Here is an 18,197-nt window from a genome sequence, read left to right as displayed (position 1 = left end):
TTTGTTACCTGACTTATTGACCACTAAACAACTACAGTCTTGTATCTGACTCCTCCGTGACTATCGAATACAACACTGCCCAGAATAACGCAAACAGCCTTTAACTTAGCAGGAAATCGAGTTTAAAGACTAAATTCTACCTTCGTCTCACGGAATCAGTATGATCGACTACCCGTAATTGTATTTTTGGCATTAATGGCATTGCCCTAACCTCTGAGGATGCCGGGAACCCTGTTAGCCACCTGACACCACGAACTTTCCGGCGGCTTTGCTCTTCCCTGATCCTTCGCATTGCCCGACGGCGTACTTTCTCCCAGGTTTTCTGGAGGCTATCATCCGGCACTGAATTGATGGGCGAGCTGGCCTGAGACGGTTGGCGAAATATATTAACGGCATAGTCCGGGCCAGTGGATGAAAGCGAGTCTATCCAGGCTGCGCCTTGCGCAGGGTCGGTGCTGACAAGCATGATGACTGGAACCGTCACTGTTTTTTTTCTCATCCTTCTTTCTCCTGCTCTTGCCGTACATGGGGATTCGATGCCTAATAAAAGCTGCCCTGTGATATGGAATTGATAGCGGCCCTGCCCACCTGAAGCGGCGCTTGCAGAAGAAGCCACAGTGGCGGACCCTGCTTCTGAGGGTTGTGCTCGTGAGGTGCGGATGCTTTTGCCTGAAGCTGGTGGTTTTAGCGATGCCGGTTTGTTCTGACTCCTGGATGAAGCAGTTTTGGACAAAGCTGTCCTGGAAAAAGCTGTCCTGGAAAAAGCAGTTTTAGACGCAGCAGTTTTGGCTGGAAGATTGCCTGCGCAGGCAGTGACTACCGGATGTTGAAGAATGGGGTCAATGACGTATAACCGATCCTTATTTTGAATTTCAATGGGCCCCATCGGGAGAGCGAGTGGGTAAACAGATTGCTGGTCGCCCCCGGTTGCCAGTTGAATTAAACTCTCATGTGAAAGCATGTGAAGAGGCTCATGACCAAGTACTCCTTCATCCGCAAAAGGACGGGACAAACGATCTTGAGTTAAAGAGTATGAAGGCGGCCAGAGCTCCACAGTAACAAGTGGGTTTTGACTATAAAAACTTTCGGGAAAGATAATGGCAATGCTTGGCTGTGGTAACTGTTCATCAGGCAGGGAACCGGGAGTTTGTGAGATAATAAGGTGGCAATCACCCCCTTGCCGATGCGTGACGACTATTTCATTGGATACGCCATCGACAATAACACTGTACTCGGTGATGCTATCAACCAAATCATCATCTGCGTTAGCATTCATTACCGCATGTCCAAGTGCGAGAGCAAGGGCAAAAAACATTCTTACGATAAGATCAAAGGAAAGCATGGTTTGCCACCTGATTGACTACTAGAGCATCACACACTTGCTCATCTGTGATCACCAATGGCAGTCAATAATAGCACATAACGCCTGGTTCAAATTTTGCTGGTCAGTGCAGCAGCCTCTTTGGATTATTTGTTAGCTTACCGAATTATGACTATATTGATGCAGTTCTCCCTATTACGCTTTATAGATCGCACTTTAAAACTAAAAAATACCACCGGCTTTTTTAATACGAGTAAGTTCATGCTTAAAAAACTACATCTTTTGCTATTTGTTATAGTTTCTTTCTGCCCCCGGACTTGGGCAACCGTAGAAATCATTGATCCACTGACTTTTAAATATACGGATAAAACAGGACGCACAACAATTCGACACATCAATGGCTACACCAGACCTGAGAATGTCGAGCAATATTTACTGTCGGCCATTGAAAGGCATTCTCCCACTCTGAACACGGATAGAGACCTCACAGGAAGAGCAATAAGTACAGTTCACGTTGTACAGTTTTCAGCTGACCCCACAGGTTTTGTTGACCAGAATGAAAATATTGGTTTTATCATCGTTTTAAATGATGGAACAACCCTCCTTAGTTTGGATTTTTTATACACAACAAACCATGCTCCAAGTACCTATGATGAAGCTCTATCGCAGCTCAAACTTTGCGCCCATGTTGCCCGTCATGGCGCACATGTCGGAGATATCTCACAGGGCTCATTAGCGCCTTTTAGCCTGTTTTCCACGGCCTCATTACCCTTCAATCAGAATCTCAAGGATTCTGGCTTTCGCAGGAACAAGAAACAAACCACCAGATATCAAGTAACCTTTCTGGTTCCCTATCCAATGTTATCGGGTCAGGGCACTATAGAAATAACAGGCATTGACTCATTCGAATACACTATTCTTGAGTCCACTTAGACAAGGTAAGATATCACTATGCCTGACATTACACTGTTTAACCGGACTTACCCGGTTGATAAAAACCGGTGCCTGCTGGACTCTTTGTTGGCAGAGGGTGAAAAAATACCCTTCTCCTGCCGTTCAGGTGTTTGTCATGCCTGCATAATGAAAGCTGATACAGGTCAGCCCACGGAACAGAGCCAGGCTTGCCTGAGCCGTGAAAAAGTGCGCCAGGGGTATTTCCTGGCGTGCCAGTGTCTGCCTGAAAACGATATGACCGTCTCCCTGCCCACCAGAAGTCATACGCAGGCCATCATTACCGGGAAACAATGCTTAACGCCTACTATCATGGCCCTGACACTCGCGCCCCGACATCCTGTGCCCTACTTTCCCGGTCAGCACGTCTGCATTGACACAGGAACCAAGCTGAAAAAAGAATGCTACCTGGCCTCAGCGCCAACACCGGACCGGGCAATGGTCATCCATGTCCAGCGCAAGGTGGCCGACCCTTTCAGCACCTGGGCGCATGATGCTACCGAAGCAGGACAGAGAATCCGCATCAGCAGCCCCCGTGGAATAAACCTTTGTGGAAATCTGCTGCCTGCCCAGATACTTATCGCTCAGGAAATGGCACTGGTCCCGTTACTGGCTTATGCCCGTGAAGCTATGAGCAATCAGCCCTCATCTCAACTGAATATTCATCTCATTCACGAAGCGTCCAATAACAACGATCACTATTGCCTTGAATCCCTGGAAACACTCTCACAAATGGATCAATTCCGCTATACCCTGACAACAAGCCGACAGGATTATGGACAATGGCTGGATTCAGCGTTAGCGACAGCGCCGTCAATCCGGGTTATTTGTGCCGGTGACACGGCATTCAACGCAGCTATTGAAAACGCCTGCTCTCTTCGCCCGGGTATTGAGTGCCTCTCTCTGAACAGTGAACCCTTCTGATCCAGTTTTCCCTTCGCAACCATCAGCCTTCCTGTTAATCTGAGACCATCTATCTGATCATCCGAGCAAGATTAACCAAGCAAGATTAAAAAGGTGGGAAGCATGACTCTGCAAACTCAAGTCAGTGACAAACTGACAACAGCCCTGGAGCTTGAATACTTTGAAATAGCCAATGAAAGCCATATGCACAATGTGCCACCAGGTTCTGAGTCCCACTTTAAAGTTGTTCTGGTCAGCCGGGCGTTTGAGAACACCATGCCCGTTAAACGCCATCAGTTGATTTACAAAATCCTGTCTGACGAAATGCAGGGAGGCATTCATGCCCTGGCGCTTCACACCTATACCCCCGACGAGTGGCAAAAGCGTAAGGAGCAGGCTCCTGACAGCCCTGACTGCAAAGGCGGCAGTAAAATACATTAACCGCCAGGCCATCAAAACCACGGAATCCCTCAAGCGTGCGCGGTGGGACACGGGGGATTCTTTTAACAGATGATCTCGGTAAATCGTACTGTTCAAACGACAGGCATTAGTAGACACTCTACTGAGTTAAAACAAAGACCTTAATCAAAAGTCCTTAATCAAAAGACCTTAATCAAAAAACGACTCACACTATGACTGTTTATAAAAAAACACGCCAACTTCTCGCTCTGCCTTTGATACTGATCAGCGCCCTGTTGCTGACAGCCTGCTCATCGCAGCAAAAGATTGACACGGAAGAACAACCCTTCAGCGGTCACCTGGAAAACTATGAAAGACTCACATCGTTTGACGATGACACCGCCATGCGCTGGGTCAGCGGCGACCTGAAAAACTATAAAAAAATCTATGTTGAGCCCGTCAATCTGTTCCCTAATTACAACGCAACCAATGATGCCCGACATGAAGTGGCGACTAAAGTCGCTGAATACCTGAATAATGGTTTCAAAGAAAGCCTGAAGCAGCGTGGTATGCTGGCAGAAAAACCGGGACCGGGTGTGCTGGTGATTCAACCTGCCATCACCGGCATTGTATCAGAGATGCAAGACCTCAAAGCCAGACAGTTTGTACTCCCCATCGCCGTTGCCAGAACCCTGTTCAAGACAGCCACCGACCAACTGGATTACATCGTGGCGCTGTATCTGGAAGTACAATTGAGAGACGGTGAAACAGGCGAACTGAAAGGCGAAGTGCTGCGCAAAGGCATCAACAAACAGTCAGATAATGACCAAGTCACCAAAGAAGATGTGAAAGCGGTTCTGGATGACTGGCTGGAATCCTACAACCTTGGTCTGGACAGTATGATCGGCAAACAACAGTAGACAACCAACAACACGGCTGTCTGCGAGAAACCTCAGACAGCCTGCAAAGCTAACGACGTCGGCCTCTCTGCCCACTTAAAATGTCTACCATCCTATCGGCAGAGGTTAATCCCCTACCACCCGTCGCAGCTGAAATGCGCGATGATAACCAGTCTCGAATCATGTTCCGCCGGTCCAATGGAGCATTTCCTGGCCGGTCAGGATTACCAACGCTGGCAGGCGCTGGTTGCGCGTCCCTGTCACTGAGACTGGTTCTGCATAAAGGACAGCTTGAACTTACCGGTACCCAGGGCTTCAGACAGCCTTCGTGAAACATATGGCCGCATGTTTCGATCACCCTAACTGCCTTTCCGGCAAAAGCTTCGAGACAAACAGGACAGTTGTCTGTCGGCAGTTGATAAAGTGGCTGATTATTTGGGTTGCTGTTTGGATTGCTGTTTGGATTGCTGGGTGGTGCGATTCCGTCCATATGTCTTATTCCTTTCCCTGTCCTTCAAATAATTTCAATCTTTGATCATCGTCTATTCATTTTGTTCCCTGTGTTTATTTCTTTGGCTTCCAGATTGTGAACCCGGCTGCCTGAGAAGGGATAATCAAATTTAGATCTTTCGTACCACATGAAGACCATGTCTGACGGGTAAAAGAATATTATCGAGATCAGCCCTGGCAGAGAGATAACGGTTAAGCTCTGCAATGACCTCATCCCGCTCATCCTGAGGATTCAAGACACCGCCTTTCCAAAGGGCATCGTCAATAACGATAACGCCGCCCTTTTTCAACATCGGCAGAATCAGCTCCAGGTATTCAAAGTACTTTTTCTTGTCGGCATCAATGAACACAAAGTCAAGCTCGCCCGCAATCGAAGGAATGGTTTCCAATGCCCTGCCAAACAACACCTTTAGCTTATGAGCATGGGACGACCGGGCAAAAAATTCTTCGGCAATGGCAATGGCTCGCGGATTCGTTTCACAACAGTAGATTTCGCCATCGTCCGGCAGGGCTTCCGCCATGGACAGAGCTGCGTAGCCGGTGAACATGCCAATTTCCAGCACTCTCTTGCTGTTGCTCAGAGCCACCAGCATTTTCAGGGTTTGCCCCACCATTCTTCCTGACATGTTACCTGGGTAGCGGGTCCGGTCTTCCGTCGCCCGGGCCAGCTCTTTCAGAAGTGGTGACTCACCGCCAGTAATGTTATGGCAATATTCCTCGATATCGGGATTCACAATGACCGTCATCGCCTTTCCTTCAAATCCAGTCTGACGACGGCTTCCTGCGAAACCGAATCATGGGCAGGAAAAGCCCCAGCAGAATGCCTATCATAATGGTGCCGCCACCATAGAGATACCAGCGCATACTGGTGCTGCGAGCCAGTTGATTGTTTTCAGCCTCTACCACCTCGATCCGGTTTTTCAGCTGCAGATTTTCTTCCATCAACTGCTTGTTTCGACGATCCAGTGCCAGGGGCTCAGCGGTTGCTTCTCTCAGGGCGATAAACTCAGAGGTTTTATCATCCAGCAGCCCGGTGGTCTCTTTAAGTGAGGTTTGAACACCGCTCAGTTCATTCTCAGCGGCAGATAGTTCGGATTTCAGAGCCGTATTCTCTTTCGTCAGCTGGGAAACCTCACCCAGCACTTTTGGCAGACGCTCTCTGGCCGGCTGTTCCGCTACCAGGTACTGACTAGGGATATACCCCTCCAGCCCGTCAGCGGTTTTGACCTTGCTGAATCCTTCTCCGGCATCCGCTTCCAGAACCTTCATGCTCAGCCCTGTTTTCAGACCCCGGTGTAAAATCCGGTATTGATTACCCGGGCCTGTCCGCAGCGGCACATAAACGACATCCGTAACATAGCGAGTTTCAGGCTGAACCGGTTCAGCCTGAGCCATGGAACCCAGCAGTACTAAACCACTGAGAAACAAAAACAATTTGTATATGGTTTTTTTCACGTTTTCTCTCTTAACCAGGCTTCTTGGAACCTGCTGAACCTTCTATCACGGAAAAATCAGGGAAGTACTTTCTTAAAAGGCTTCACACTCACGGACCGATACACACCAGCCTCCACATAAGGATCTGCATCAGCCCATGATTGCGCCGCTTCGAGGCTATCAAACTCAGCAATAACAATACTGCCACTGAATCCGGCTGCACCCGGATCGTTAGCGTCGATGGCAGGACAGGGACCTGCCAGGATCAGACGCCCCCGGGATTTCAACGCCTCAAGTCTTGCCAGGTGAGCGGGTCTGGCTGTCTTGCGCAGGGGCAGACTGTTTTCAACATCTTCACTGATAACCGCGTAAAGCATTTATTTTTCCTCAGTCCGCATATGTTTTGAAATCACCAGGAACTGCAAAACGACAAAGACAAACGTCAGGATCAGGCTGCCAAACACCTTAAAGTCGACCCAGAACTCATGGAAGGTGAAGGCGACATAAAGGTTAGCGACACCCAGAAAGATAAAGAATACAACCCAGCTCAGATTCATACGAACCCAGACCTCTTCCGGCAGGCTGACGGCGTGTTCCATCATTCTCTGAACCAGCGTTTTCTGGCCAATGAATTGACTGCCCAGGAAGGCAGCAGCAAAGATCCAGTTGACAATGGGTGCTTTCCATTTCAGGAAGCTCTCATTCTGGAAGGCCAGCGTCATGCCACCAAATAACACCACCGCCACCAGAGTAATCAGCTGGCTCTTTTCCAGGGTTTTATTCTTGATGAAGATGCCGCCGTAAACAATGGCAGAAGCCACAATCAGGAAGAAAGTACCACTGATTGGCCCTCCCAACTCAAAGGAATGACCAGCCACATCCACCATTCTGGGGTCCATTTTGTAGACCGTAAAGAAAACGATCAGTGGAATAAAATCAATCAGTTGCTTCATACTTAAACCAGTTGGGTTACCCTGTTGCCTTGCTTCGCCCGGTGCGATAGGAGCTTTTTAAATCAACCTGTAGTTTACTATGGAACCGGTTTATTGCCATGTCTGACCGGAGCCATCACGCCAACTTTTTAAAAGCCTTTACAGTTCCATTAGTGGTAGAGTGTACTGACAGTTACTACTTATTTGTATCGCAATGACCCTGAATGTTGACCTCCATTGTCACACCACTGCATCCGATGGCTCCATGGGACCGCTGGAAGTTTATGAACGCGCACATGATAAAGGGGTCGATATACTGGCTATTACGGATCATGACTCGGTAGCCGCACACCAGTTCCTCAAAAGCAAAACGCTGGAAGGCCCCAGACTGATTACCGGGATGGAACTTTCAACCACCTGGTCTGGCATGGAAATCCATATTGTCGGCCTGAACTTTTCCCTGTCCCATCCCGACCTTGAGAGCATTATTGATCACCAGTACTCTGCCAGAAAGCAGCGATCACGGCTGATTGCCAACCGCCTGGTGAAACAGCTGAAACTGGATATCAGTGCCGACGCTTTGATGGATGAAGTGATTGATCTGGCATTGAACCGGCAGAAACAATCCGCAGACGGCTTTGTGTTATCCAGAAACGATATCCAGACCGGTCGCCCTCACTTCGCCTATTGGCTGATGGCAAGAGGCTACGTTAATGAGATGCAAGCGGCTTTTGATAAACACCTGTCTCATCAGAAAATAGGCAACCTGAAGGCGTTCTGGCCTCCCATGAGTCAGGCCATAGCCTGGATCAGAGCCCTGGATGGTACGGCTGTGTTAGCCCACCCCGGAAAGTACAAAATGACCCGCACCAAACTCAGGGCTCTGGTGAAAGACTTTAAACAGGCTGGCGGCCACGCCCTTGAAGTCAGCGGCTGTCAGCAACCTCCCGGGCAACGGGAAACACTGGCCAGCCTTTGCGAAGACTTCCAACTCAAAGCCTCAAGAGCCAGTGATTTTCACACCCCGGCCAATCCATGGGTAGAACTGGGCAAAGCATCAGAACTTCCCGATGACAGCTTGCCCGTCTGGGAGAACTGGTAGGTAAGAATCACTAACACCTGTGTTATGAACTTCTGCCATTGATGCCTATCAAAGCTATCAACTCAGGAAGAGATTAATTGCATGGATGCACATTTTTTTACCGGGACCTTATCAACAAGGTCCCATTCCTCAGAACGTGAAGGAAGCGTAAAGCTGACTCCAGAGCAGTTAAAACTGAAAGAGATTGAGGTGCCGGTAAGTTTTAACGCAAGAGTTATAAAGGTTTTAGAAGGTTGCAATATAAAATATCAACTGCAGCGTAATCAGCTACTGGTTGAACCCTCTGTTTATGGAGAGCATGAATCAACAGAATATAAAATCACCACTGATAGAGAAATCAGAAAAATAATCCCTCGTCATTGTTTGCTGTCTTTCAAGTATTCACAAGACAATAGAATGACCCCGATTTTACTGGAAAGCCATCGGTTTGATGAAAACATTATTGATGGTGTAATCTCTCATTCCTTACCCACCGCCTACCTGTCAGTATCAACGAAAGAACACGAATATACCTGTATGCATATTGCAGAAAATCAAATTGCACTAACATCACTTTCAAAGCCTGAGCAACCCAGGTTTTTAACCATTACATATCTTGGCGATTGTCATGCGGTAGTGTTCTGGGATCAAAATACGCAAACCGCCATAATGAGTCACTTTATGCAAAATGACATGTGCGAAGCATCTTTTGACTTTATGTTATCCAAAATAACTCAGTATGCTCCCATGAAAGATATCAAGGCATTTATTGTTGGCGGCATTGTTAAACGGATGAAAGACAGCGGTAATTTTTTTGAATTTGCTGAACAATATCTTGATAAAAAAAACATCACCTTCAAACAAACTTTTCTGGGCGATGAAAAAAGACCCAGTGATTTACTGTTTGATAGTAAAGAAGGTGTTTTTTACGAATTAAAATTCATAAACAAGGGTACCTACCCGTTTGGCTCAATGGACGGCAGAAAAGATTTACCATTCTCTTTTAAAAATGCCGATTTTGATGAAAAGTGTTTTAATTTTGAGAAAACGTATTATTATTCCGCTGAAAATAAAACTCATTTCATACCCATAAATCTGACGTTTATTCGATAAAGCCCTGTCAGATTGCAAATTGAAGGCGGTACCCCTCATTTCCCAACACAACATAATGCAACAGTCCCAAAAATAAACAATGTACAGAGAGCAGTCGTTATTTGATCAAGTTGAGCTTTTTGCTGTTGCAACTCATGTCTAACACGTAGAAGTTCTGAACGAGTTTCCTGATGGCTGGCAACCAAGGAGTGTATCATATCATTAGTAGTAAACATATGGATCGCATGAAGACCACTATTATAGGGTTGATCAAGAAAGCCTGAGCATTTTGGGCAATCTGCGAAGTGTCCATGTTCCGCTAAAACATCATAACAGCCTTCATGAAAAGTATGCTGACAAACTAAAGCTTTTTTATCCTTGCTAGCCAGACATCTTTTACATATAAGACAGTGTTCGTCTGGATACAATACCGTACTTATCAGATAGAGAGGCAAAAAATACGCAATCAGCTTCATGACTTTTTCTCTCACAGGGTTTTAAAAATGCCGTTAAGTATATGCATAAATCGGCCAGCCGGAGGCTAGCACTACCGTCCCCTGCTTCAGCGGTATGATGCGCGCTCCATTTGATACTGTGGATCTGGGGCTGCCTCTACAATGGCTTGCTTAAACGGAACAAGTTCAGAATCGGATAGTCCATAAGACGGTTGATCCGGTAGTTCATCAGACAGTTGATCTGATAGCTCACCAAATAGCTCCTTAGGAGCCATACCAAAGATCAAAAACATACTATGTATAAATTTGTCTTTTTCTCCCTTCTGTTCCAGAAGCTTAACAAGCTGTTCACAGGCTTTTGAGGTGAAGGTTGCTAAAAGTTCAAGTTGCTCACTGCGTACATCTTTCTCAAAAAAGAAATTTTCATTGAATACATCTTCTAAACGCTTTCCGTACATTGATCTTATAAGAACAAAAGCAGTCAATAGAGCTTCAATCTCATACTCACCTATAAATTGATTGGCACTAATATTTAATGCCTGATCATGAAATGATTGAATATCGGTTCCAACTAAAAACTTTCTGTTATGCAAAGTAATAAAAGAATATTCACCACGAACCCCAATCTTAATAATTTCTGTTAACTCCCCACGATCATGGTACGGATCGGGCACACCAAAACCATACATATCATAAACATCTCTGGCAAACTTATGAAACATTGTTATTACTATAAAACTTGATGGGAATATTTCAGCTTTTAGCGACCGACTCACTTCTTTAAATGTCCGATAAATATAATTAATTAATACTGTTTTATGTTGGCGATCTAACCCTGAATAAAAAACTTGACCCGGTTTATTAGAAGCCACAAAACCATTACTCTTTAGCTGGTTGAGCAATTCGTTTCCGAATCGTATCAAACCGGTTTCGCTCTCAAACTTATCCCTGTGAATAGCAAGTATTTTAGCAATTGGTGTCAAATCAACACTATCTCGACCTCCCTGAGACTTTTCCAACTCACCGACATATGAAATAAGCCGGTAAATAGACAGACTGCCATTTAAAAATGCAAGCCATTTCGAATCAAATTCATCTAAATTATTTTTACCTGACACAAAACTATCAACTAGCTGGTTCTGCAATTCGTTTTCAAACCGTTTCAAACCGGCTTCGCTCTTAAAATCATCCCTGTGAATAGCAAGTGCTTTAACAATTCTTGCCACCTCAATATGTTCTTCAATTCCCTGAGACTTTGCCAATTCACCAACTTCTGAAACAAGCTGGTAAATAGACATACTGCCATTTAAAAATTTAAGCCATTTCGGAACAAATTCACTTAGCGTATTTTTATCTGACACAAAACTTTCAGTTAAAAGCTTATAAAGTGCCGGGAAATTATAGTAACTATTACTGTGAAAACAAACTTCTCTCGCGCTTTGATTTGAATCCAGATTTTTGAACCATTCAAATACATAGACTGCAGAAGTATCAGCCTCTTCTGGATATGACTCAGATGTCTCCCTGACTCGTTCTGCTGCAGAAGGCAGTTCTTCTGTTGATTCCTGCTCAAGTACACCAGATTCACGACCCTGGCAGTGTTTGCATTTATTAAAGGCGAATACAGGCTTATTACAAAACGGGCATAACCCACTGTTCGGTGATCCACCTGAGCCATCATCGTCCCCACTCTCTCTGCCACCGCCGCTGCCTTGATTTTGACGACCATTTTGACGACCATTTTGACGACCATAGTCGCTTTGAAATTGAGCATTGGCAGGAGAGGCCTTATTAAGGTCGGCTTGCCCGCTAGACTGATTATTTCCGGTTCCGCCAGCATGACCAATCCCGGTGGGGACATGGCCCGGAAAAATGGTGTTGAGCACAATCCGGGTATCCCAAATCTGTTTTTTTACAGTCTGGCCGTCAGTGCCAGGCACCAGGATTACTATACTGAACAGCTCACTCATCCATTCAAAGGAGTAAAGGGAGCCCATCCTACCGCCCGGCCTCCTCTTGAACAAATCACCTAAATCGTCGCTACTGCCAAAGCCGCCACCATTAGAGCTTGTGAATGGTTTGCTGTTATCCGCAGTACCCGAGGTTCCGGGTATCGCAAAAGACCCGCTGAAATGACTGAGGTTGACATAAAACTGATTGTTCTCCAGTTCAGAAACGGTTTTACCGTTCTGCCCATCCGCTTTGCGATCCGCCCAGCTCAACAGGCTGGTATAACCAGCACAGTGACCAGCAAGCGGCAAAGTGACAGACAGCATAAATAAAGAAAACAGGTGACCCACAGTCAGGAGCCTTGTGATTTTCATGCCTAAATTTACCGAAAGGTTTTATCGACAAGCAATAAAAGTAGACGTTATATTTGAAAATGTTTTATTTATTTCAGGTATTCGAAACGAAAGCGGTCATTTAAAAACGTCTTTCAACAATCCACAGGAGTTCACTATTCAATAAAGCCCTGTCGGATTGCAAATTGAAGGCGTTACCCCTCATTTCCCAACGCAATATAATACAATAATCCCAAAAGCAAAAATTGAAAAGAGAGTAGCCGTTACGTTATCAAATTGAATGTTTTGCCGTTGCCGTTGCCGTTGCAACTCATCTCTAACACGTTGAAGTTCTGAACGAGTTTCCTGATTGCTGACAATCAAGGAGTGTATCACCTCATTAGTAGTAAACATACGAACCGCATGAAGAGCACCATTACAGGGTTGATCAATAAAGCCTGAGCATTTTGGGCAATCTGCGAAGTGTTCATGTTCCGCTAAAACATCATAACAGACTTGATGAAAAGTATGCTGACAAACTAAAGCTTTTTTATCCTTGTCAGCCAGATATTTTTTACATATAAGACAGTGCTCGTCTGAATACAATACCGTACTTATCAGATAGAGAGGCAAAAAATACGCAATCAGCTTCATGACTTTTTCTTCTCTCACAGGGTTTTAAAAATGCCGATAAGTATATGCATAAATCATAAATCGGCCAGCCGGAAGCTAGCACTACCGTCCCCTGCCTCTTAACAAAAGCCACACTAACAGCTCCCGATTAAACAGAATCATTGCACTGCCCTGCTTCAGTGGTATGATGCGCGCTCCATTTATTACTGCAAGAGAATGGCAACCTGTCGACATCCCTTTGAACACAGTCGCTAAAAGACGGTTCAAAAGGTACAGGTACCATGCACACAGCCATGAGCCAGTTTTTCCAGATTCACCCCGAGACGCCGCAGCTTCGTCTGATCCGTCAGGCCGCAGAAATTCTAAGGGCCGGTGGGGTGATTGCCTACCCCACTGACTCGGCCTATGCCCTGGGCTGCCTGATTGGTGACAAACAGGCGGTTGAGCGGATTCGCCAGATTCGCCGCCTGGATGAAAAGCACAATTTCACACTGGTGTGCAGAGACCTCTCTGAACTGGCCACCTACGCCCAGGTCGACAACGTCCAATACCGTCTGCTGAAAAATCACACCCCCGGCCCTTACACGTTTATTCTTAAAGGCACCCGGGAAGTCCCTCGCCGCCTGATGCACCCCAAGCGAAAAACCCTGGGCATACGAGTTCCCCAGTGCAGCATTGTCAGCGCCCTGCTCAATGAACTGGATGCGCCCATCATGAGCAGTACCTTACAGTTGCCCGGTGACAACGAGCCCATGCTGGATCCATACGACATTCGCCAAACACTTGAAAGCCAGCTGGATCTGGTTATTGATGGCGGTTATCGAGGCATGGAACCCACCACGGTCATCAGTTTACTGGCAGACACACCGGAAGTACTCCGGGAAGGTAAAGGTAATACGGAACCGTTTTTTAATTAAATCCTGGGCACCCATAAAACGATGATTTTATTTACGACGGGCAAAACACGCTTTTACCGTCGCCCAAACTGTCGTACCCTGTCGGTTCAGGATTCTAACGGGAGAGCCTCTTGAGCGCTGTAGACTCGCAGTCGCGTGTCCTGTCTGGCATGCGACCCACTGGCCGACTGCACCTTGGCCATTATCATGGGGTATTAAAAAACTGGCTCCGGCTGCAACACGAATACGAATGTTTTTTCTTCGTAGCTGACTGGCACGCTTTGACCACTCACTACGAAGAGCCGGAAAAACTGGAAGACTCAGTCTGGGACATGGTCATTGACTGGCTGGCAACAGGTGTCAATCCAGGGGCAGCCACCCTGTTCATACAGTCCAAAGTTCCGGAGCATGCCGAATTAAATCTGCTGCTCTCCATGATTACACCGCTCTCCTGGCTGGAACGGGTACCCAGTTACAAAGATCAGCAGGAAAAATTGAAGGAAAGGGATCTCTCCACTTTCGGATTCCTCGGCTACCCCTTGCTGCAAAGTGCCGACATCCTTGCCTACCGTGCTGGTCTGGTTCCCGTCGGTGCTGACCAGGAAGCTCACGTAGAGATCACCCGTGAAATCGCCAGACGTTTCAACCACCTGTATGGCCGGGAGCCAGGCTTTGAGGAGAATGCCGAGGCTGCGATCGCTAAAATGGGCCGCAAAGCCGCCAACCTCTATCGCAAGCTCCGTCGTGCCTACCTTGAGCAGGGAGATGATGAAGCCCTGGCCACCGCCAAAGCCCTGCTGAAAGAACAGGGCAATATCACCCTGGGCGATCAGGAGCGATTGTTTGGCTATCTGGAAGGCACGGGCAAGGTCATCCTGCCGGAACCTCAGGCTCTGCTCACTGAGCAGGCCCGTATGCCGGGTCTGGATGGCCAGAAAATGTCCAAGTCCTACGGCAATACCATCAGCCTCAGGGAAAACCAGGACAGTGTTGCCTCAAAACTGAAAAAGATGCCCACAGACCCGGCCCGCATTCGCAGGAACGATCCGGGCGAGCCGGAAAAATGTCCGGTCTGGCAACTCCATCAAGTCTACTCCGATGATCAGTGCAGAAAGTGGGTGCAAAACGGCTGCCGTTCAGCAGGTATCGGCTGCCTTGACTGCAAAAAACCCTTGATTGAAGCCGTTCAGGCGGAACTGGAACCTATTCGCACAGAAGCCAGGGAACTGGAAAGCAATCCCGATGTCGTAAAAAGCATCATTGCCGAAGGGATAGAAAAAACCCGGGACGAAGCCCAGGACACCCTCAGGGAAGTTCGGGAAGCCATAGGGCTGGACTATCGCTGAACACTGTGTTTCAGTTAAATAAAATTGCAACAATCGCAAAATCAATTACGCTAGACACAAGATAAATCATTATAAAAGTGAATTTATCTTGTGAGTTTCAACTTTAAGTGTTTGACAAGGTAGCTTGAACCTTAGCCATAACAGCGAGTGTTGCGCTCGTTGCGGTTTTAATCAAGAGTGAAGTATCAACCATTAAAAAATACCATCAGGCTTTTAGCCTGATCACCACAAAAAGCAGTTTTACCGCTTGCCGGTCAAACTGCTTTTTTTCAGTTAGAGGATTTGAAACAGGGTGACGCATCAATGACCCCCACGGAAGCCGTGGCTGAGTCCGGAGAACGCCAGATATTGGTTATGGGTCAGCCCATGGCCAAGCTGCCTGATGATCTTTATATCCCACCGGATGCCCTGCAGGTCTTTCTGGAAGCCTTTGAAGGCCCTCTTGACCTGCTGCTCTACCTGATCAAGCGCAACAACATGGACATCCTGAACGTTCAAGTGGCGGTCATCACAGAGCAATACATGCAGTACGTGGAATTGATGGAATCAGGACAATTCGAGCTGGCAGCAGAATATCTGGTTATGGCTGCGACACTGGCTGAAATCAAATCCCGCATGTTGCTGCCACGAGTCTCTGAAGATGAAGACGAGGAAGAAGACCCCCGTGCTGAGCTGATTCGTCGACTGCAGGAATATGAACGTTTCAAGAAAGCCGCAGAAGATATTGATCAGCTGCCCAGAATGACCAGAGACCTGCACCAGGCCAGCGCGGTTCCACCCGATCTGGAGCAGGAACGCCCGCACCCGGAAGTGGATCTTAAAGAAATCATGCTGGCCATGGGAGAGATACTGCGCCGCTCAGAAATGTACGTCAGCCACCAGGTTGAACAGGAGGCGTTGTCCACCCGTGAGCGCATGAGTGAAGTGCTGTCCATGCTGACCTCTGAGCGTTTCACACCTTTTGTTGCCTTGTTCCGGCTGGAAGAGGGCAAACTCGGCGTTGTCGTTACCTTTATGGCGGTGATGGAACTGATCAAAGAATCCCTGATCGAATTGATCCAGAACGAACCTTTTGGCCCCATTCACGTTAAAGCCCGGATTGACTGATGGAAGCAGAACAACTGCAACGTATCCTGGAAGGAGCCCTGCTGGCCAGCCAGAAACCCCTGACCGTAGAAAAGCTGGCCGCGCTGTTCCCCGAAGACCTCTACCCTGAGGAAGAGCGCCCCGATGGCAACCGGATTCGCGAAGCCCTGGTGGCTATTTCTGAAGCCTGTGAAGGACGGGGTTTTGAACTCAAGCAGGTGGCATCGGGTTACCGCTTCCAGGTCAGGCAGGAATTGTCCCCCTGGGTGGGCAGACTCTGGGAAGAAAAGCCACAGCGCTACACAAGGGCACTGCTGGAAACCCTGGCACTGATCGCCTATCGACAGCCGATCACCCGTGGCGAAATTGAAGACATCCGGGGAGTCGCGGTCAGCAGCAACATTATTCGCACCCTTCAGGACCGCGAATGGGTACGTGTGGTGGGTCACCGGGATGTACCAGGGCGTCCGGCCATGTTTGCCACTACCCGCCAGTTTCTGGATTATTTTAATCTGGAAAACCTCAATGAGCTGCCTCCTTTATCCGAGATTCGTAATTTGGAAGAAGCCGCCAGAGAGCTGGCTGAAGCCAATGAACAGAGCGAACTCACCACGGAGGATGATGAAACTCAAGAGGTCACTGAAACGGAAGAACAATCCGCCGAGGAACTCTTTGCCGAACTGGATGAACTGGAAGCCGATCTGCCAGACAACTTTGACGACCTGATCCGTAAAAAGAAAGTCGAAGAGATGGAACGGGCAGAGCCATCTACCCAAGAAGATGAAGCGGCACACCCTGAGACGGATCTCCATCACAGTGAAGAGCCTGCGCCTGAAGCAGAAACACCCGTGGAAACACCAGACGAAAGCAGTACACCCTGAGCGATGCCTGATCACTCAACGGAACAGCGACGGAAATCCACGCTGTCTTAACCGGTGCTGAATCGCTATAATCCGGCCCCTTTGATTGAGTAACAGAGCGGCACAGCCGTAAATAACATGACAACTGAAACCACTCCTCCCCAGGGTGAGAAACTGCAAAAAATCCTGGCGGGCGCCGGCCTGGGCTCGCGCCGTGAGATGGAACGCTGGATCAGCGAAGGTCGAATCTCCGTAAACGGTGAACAGGCCAGCCTCGGCGACCGCGCCAATGCCGAAGACAGGATTGCCGTCGACGGTCGCCTGGTTAAACTGGAAACCTATGCTTCCAGAATCCGCCGCGTCATTGCCTACAACAAGCCTGAAGGTGAGATTTGCAGCCGTCACGACCCCGAAGGTCGCCCCACCGTTTTCGACAAACTGCCCAAACTTCAGGGAGAGCGCTGGATTGCCATTGGCCGTCTGGACATCAACACCTCCGGACTGATGCTGTTTACCACCGATGGTGAGCTGGCCAGTCGCCTGATGCACCCTTCCTACCAGATTGAACGTGAATACGCGGTTCGAGTCATGGGGAATGCCACAGAACAGAAGGTAAAAAACCTGTTCGACGGTGTTGAGCTGGAAGATGGCCCTGCCCGCTTCACCGACATTGTCGACTCAGGCGGTTCGGGCATCAACCGCTGGTTCCATGTCTGCCTGCTGGAGGGCCGCAATCGTGAAGTGCGCAGACTCTGGGAATCCCAGGATTTGAAAGTAAACCGTCTGAAACGGGTACGTTTTGCTAATGTTATCATTCCTGACCACCTGCGCATGGGTCAATGGGAAGAAGTCGAGAAAGCGGATATCGACGAACTGGCGGCAGCGGTTCAGCTGACACCCGCAGCCAACGGACCGTCCCGCAGAGCCGATCCCCGACACACCAAAACCGGCCTGAAAACCAAAGGCACCCGTGGTAAACCGGCTATTAACAAGAAGCGCCCGTCACCTCACAAAAAGCCCGGTGCTTTCAAAAAGAACAGACATCGTTAGCGCGGTTTGAGCTTCCGTCAGGGCTGATACTGGACAGATCTACTGTACTTATATACAGTTACTCTAA

At 47.9% G+C, this 18,197-nt stretch carries 19 protein-coding genes; 11 read left to right on the top strand and 8 right to left on the bottom strand.

The annotated features are described in order from the left end of the window. Positions 1-136 precede the first annotated feature (136 nt). Positions 137-1,276, bottom strand: a complete 1,140-nt coding sequence (locus tag K7B67_RS05890) for a hypothetical protein (protein WP_252179431.1) — start codon at positions 1,274-1,276, stop codon at positions 137-139. A 162-nt stretch (positions 1,277-1,438) separates the two neighbouring features. On the opposite strand from K7B67_RS05890, the gene K7B67_RS05885 reads away from it, so the two are divergent. The 4 genes from K7B67_RS05885 (at position 1,439) to K7B67_RS05870 (ending at position 4,494) form a co-directional block, all read left to right on the top strand. Further along, on the top strand, positions 1,439-2,254 hold the full coding sequence (locus tag K7B67_RS05885; RefSeq protein WP_252179430.1) for a hypothetical protein: 816 nt from the start codon (positions 1,439-1,441) through the stop codon (positions 2,252-2,254). Positions 2,255-2,272: 18 nt separating this feature from the next. Further along, positions 2,273-3,196, top strand: coding sequence for a 2Fe-2S iron-sulfur cluster-binding protein (locus K7B67_RS05880; protein WP_252179429.1), 924 nt, complete (start codon positions 2,273-2,275; stop codon positions 3,194-3,196). Between the two features lie 102 nt (positions 3,197-3,298). Beyond that, positions 3,299-3,616, top strand: coding sequence for a BolA/IbaG family iron-sulfur metabolism protein (locus K7B67_RS05875; protein WP_252179428.1), 318 nt, complete (start codon positions 3,299-3,301; stop codon positions 3,614-3,616). Between the two features lie 191 nt (positions 3,617-3,807). After that, on the top strand, positions 3,808-4,494 hold the full coding sequence (locus tag K7B67_RS05870; RefSeq protein WP_252179427.1) for a DUF3313 domain-containing protein: 687 nt from the start codon (positions 3,808-3,810) through the stop codon (positions 4,492-4,494). A gap of 599 nt (positions 4,495-5,093) precedes the next feature. Here K7B67_RS05870 and K7B67_RS05865 read toward each other — a convergent pair. The 4 genes from K7B67_RS05865 to ispZ are packed head-to-tail and all read right to left on the bottom strand — an operon-like array spanning position 5,094 to position 7,370. Continuing rightward, complete coding sequence (locus K7B67_RS05865) at positions 5,094-5,729, bottom strand: class I SAM-dependent methyltransferase (protein ID WP_252179426.1); 636 nt, start codon at positions 5,727-5,729, stop codon at positions 5,094-5,096. Positions 5,730-5,739: 10 nt separating this feature from the next. Next, the gene (locus tag K7B67_RS05860) at positions 5,740-6,438 is read right to left on the bottom strand and encodes a TIGR04211 family SH3 domain-containing protein (protein ID WP_252179425.1); all 699 of its coding nucleotides are present in this window, start codon (positions 6,436-6,438) and stop codon (positions 5,740-5,742) included. Positions 6,439-6,494: 56 nt separating this feature from the next. Beyond that, positions 6,495-6,794 (bottom strand): YciI family protein, encoded by a 300-nt coding sequence (locus K7B67_RS05855; protein WP_252179424.1) that lies wholly within the window; start codon positions 6,792-6,794, stop codon positions 6,495-6,497. Then, on the bottom strand, positions 6,795-7,370 hold the full coding sequence (gene ispZ, locus K7B67_RS05850) for a septation protein IspZ (protein ID WP_252179423.1): 576 nt from the start codon (positions 7,368-7,370) through the stop codon (positions 6,795-6,797). A gap of 193 nt (positions 7,371-7,563) precedes the next feature. Here ispZ and K7B67_RS05845 point away from each other — a divergent pair, with 193 nt between their 5' ends. Both K7B67_RS05845 and K7B67_RS05840 read left to right on the top strand, forming a co-directional pair. Further along, positions 7,564-8,451, top strand: coding sequence for a PHP domain-containing protein (locus K7B67_RS05845; RefSeq protein ID WP_252179422.1), 888 nt, complete (start codon positions 7,564-7,566; stop codon positions 8,449-8,451). 81 nt (positions 8,452-8,532) lie between these two features. Continuing rightward, a complete protein-coding gene (locus K7B67_RS05840) occupies positions 8,533-9,543 on the top strand; it encodes a hypothetical protein (RefSeq protein WP_252179421.1) in 1,011 nt (336 codons plus the stop codon). 35 nt (positions 9,544-9,578) lie between these two features. Here K7B67_RS05840 and K7B67_RS05835 read toward each other — a convergent pair whose 3' ends face one another. From K7B67_RS05835 to K7B67_RS05825, 3 genes are all read right to left on the bottom strand, one after another. Next, complete coding sequence (locus tag K7B67_RS05835) at positions 9,579-9,998, bottom strand: hypothetical protein (protein WP_252179420.1); 420 nt, start codon at positions 9,996-9,998, stop codon at positions 9,579-9,581. Positions 9,999-10,084: 86 nt separating this feature from the next. Beyond that, a complete protein-coding gene (locus K7B67_RS05830; RefSeq protein WP_252179419.1) occupies positions 10,085-12,301 on the bottom strand; it encodes a hypothetical protein in 2,217 nt (738 codons plus the stop codon). A 180-nt stretch (positions 12,302-12,481) separates the two neighbouring features. Next, positions 12,482-12,913: a hypothetical protein gene (locus K7B67_RS05825; RefSeq protein WP_252179418.1), complete on the bottom strand. Its 432-nt coding sequence runs from the start codon at positions 12,911-12,913 to the stop codon at positions 12,482-12,484. A 272-nt stretch (positions 12,914-13,185) separates the two neighbouring features. Between K7B67_RS05825 and K7B67_RS05820 the strand changes: the two genes are divergently transcribed. From K7B67_RS05820 to rluB, 5 genes are all read left to right on the top strand, one after another. Continuing rightward, entirely contained in the window at positions 13,186-13,809 is a 624-nt protein-coding gene (locus tag K7B67_RS05820; protein WP_252180538.1) for an L-threonylcarbamoyladenylate synthase, read from the top strand. Positions 13,810-13,919: 110 nt separating this feature from the next. Continuing rightward, a complete protein-coding gene (locus K7B67_RS05815) occupies positions 13,920-15,134 on the top strand; it encodes a tryptophan--tRNA ligase (protein ID WP_256484748.1) in 1,215 nt (404 codons plus the stop codon). A 303-nt stretch (positions 15,135-15,437) separates the two neighbouring features. Continuing rightward, positions 15,438-16,241, top strand: coding sequence for a ScpA family protein (locus K7B67_RS05810; protein WP_252179417.1), 804 nt, complete (start codon positions 15,438-15,440; stop codon positions 16,239-16,241). After that, a complete protein-coding gene (gene scpB / locus K7B67_RS05805) occupies positions 16,241-17,101 on the top strand; it encodes an SMC-Scp complex subunit ScpB (protein ID WP_252179416.1) in 861 nt (286 codons plus the stop codon). The genes K7B67_RS05810 and scpB overlap by 1 nt, the downstream gene beginning before the upstream one ends. Positions 17,102-17,218: 117 nt before the next feature. Then, complete coding sequence (gene rluB, locus K7B67_RS05800; protein WP_252179415.1) at positions 17,219-18,130, top strand: 23S rRNA pseudouridine(2605) synthase RluB; 912 nt, start codon at positions 17,219-17,221, stop codon at positions 18,128-18,130. Positions 18,131-18,197: the final 67 nt, after the last annotated feature.

The sequence above is a fragment of the Endozoicomonas sp. 4G genome, from assembly GCF_023822025.1.
Classification (GTDB): domain Bacteria; phylum Pseudomonadota; class Gammaproteobacteria; order Pseudomonadales; family Endozoicomonadaceae; genus Endozoicomonas_A.
Note: the sequence above shows the minus strand (reverse complement) of the source record. Positions and strands in the feature narration are given on the sequence as shown.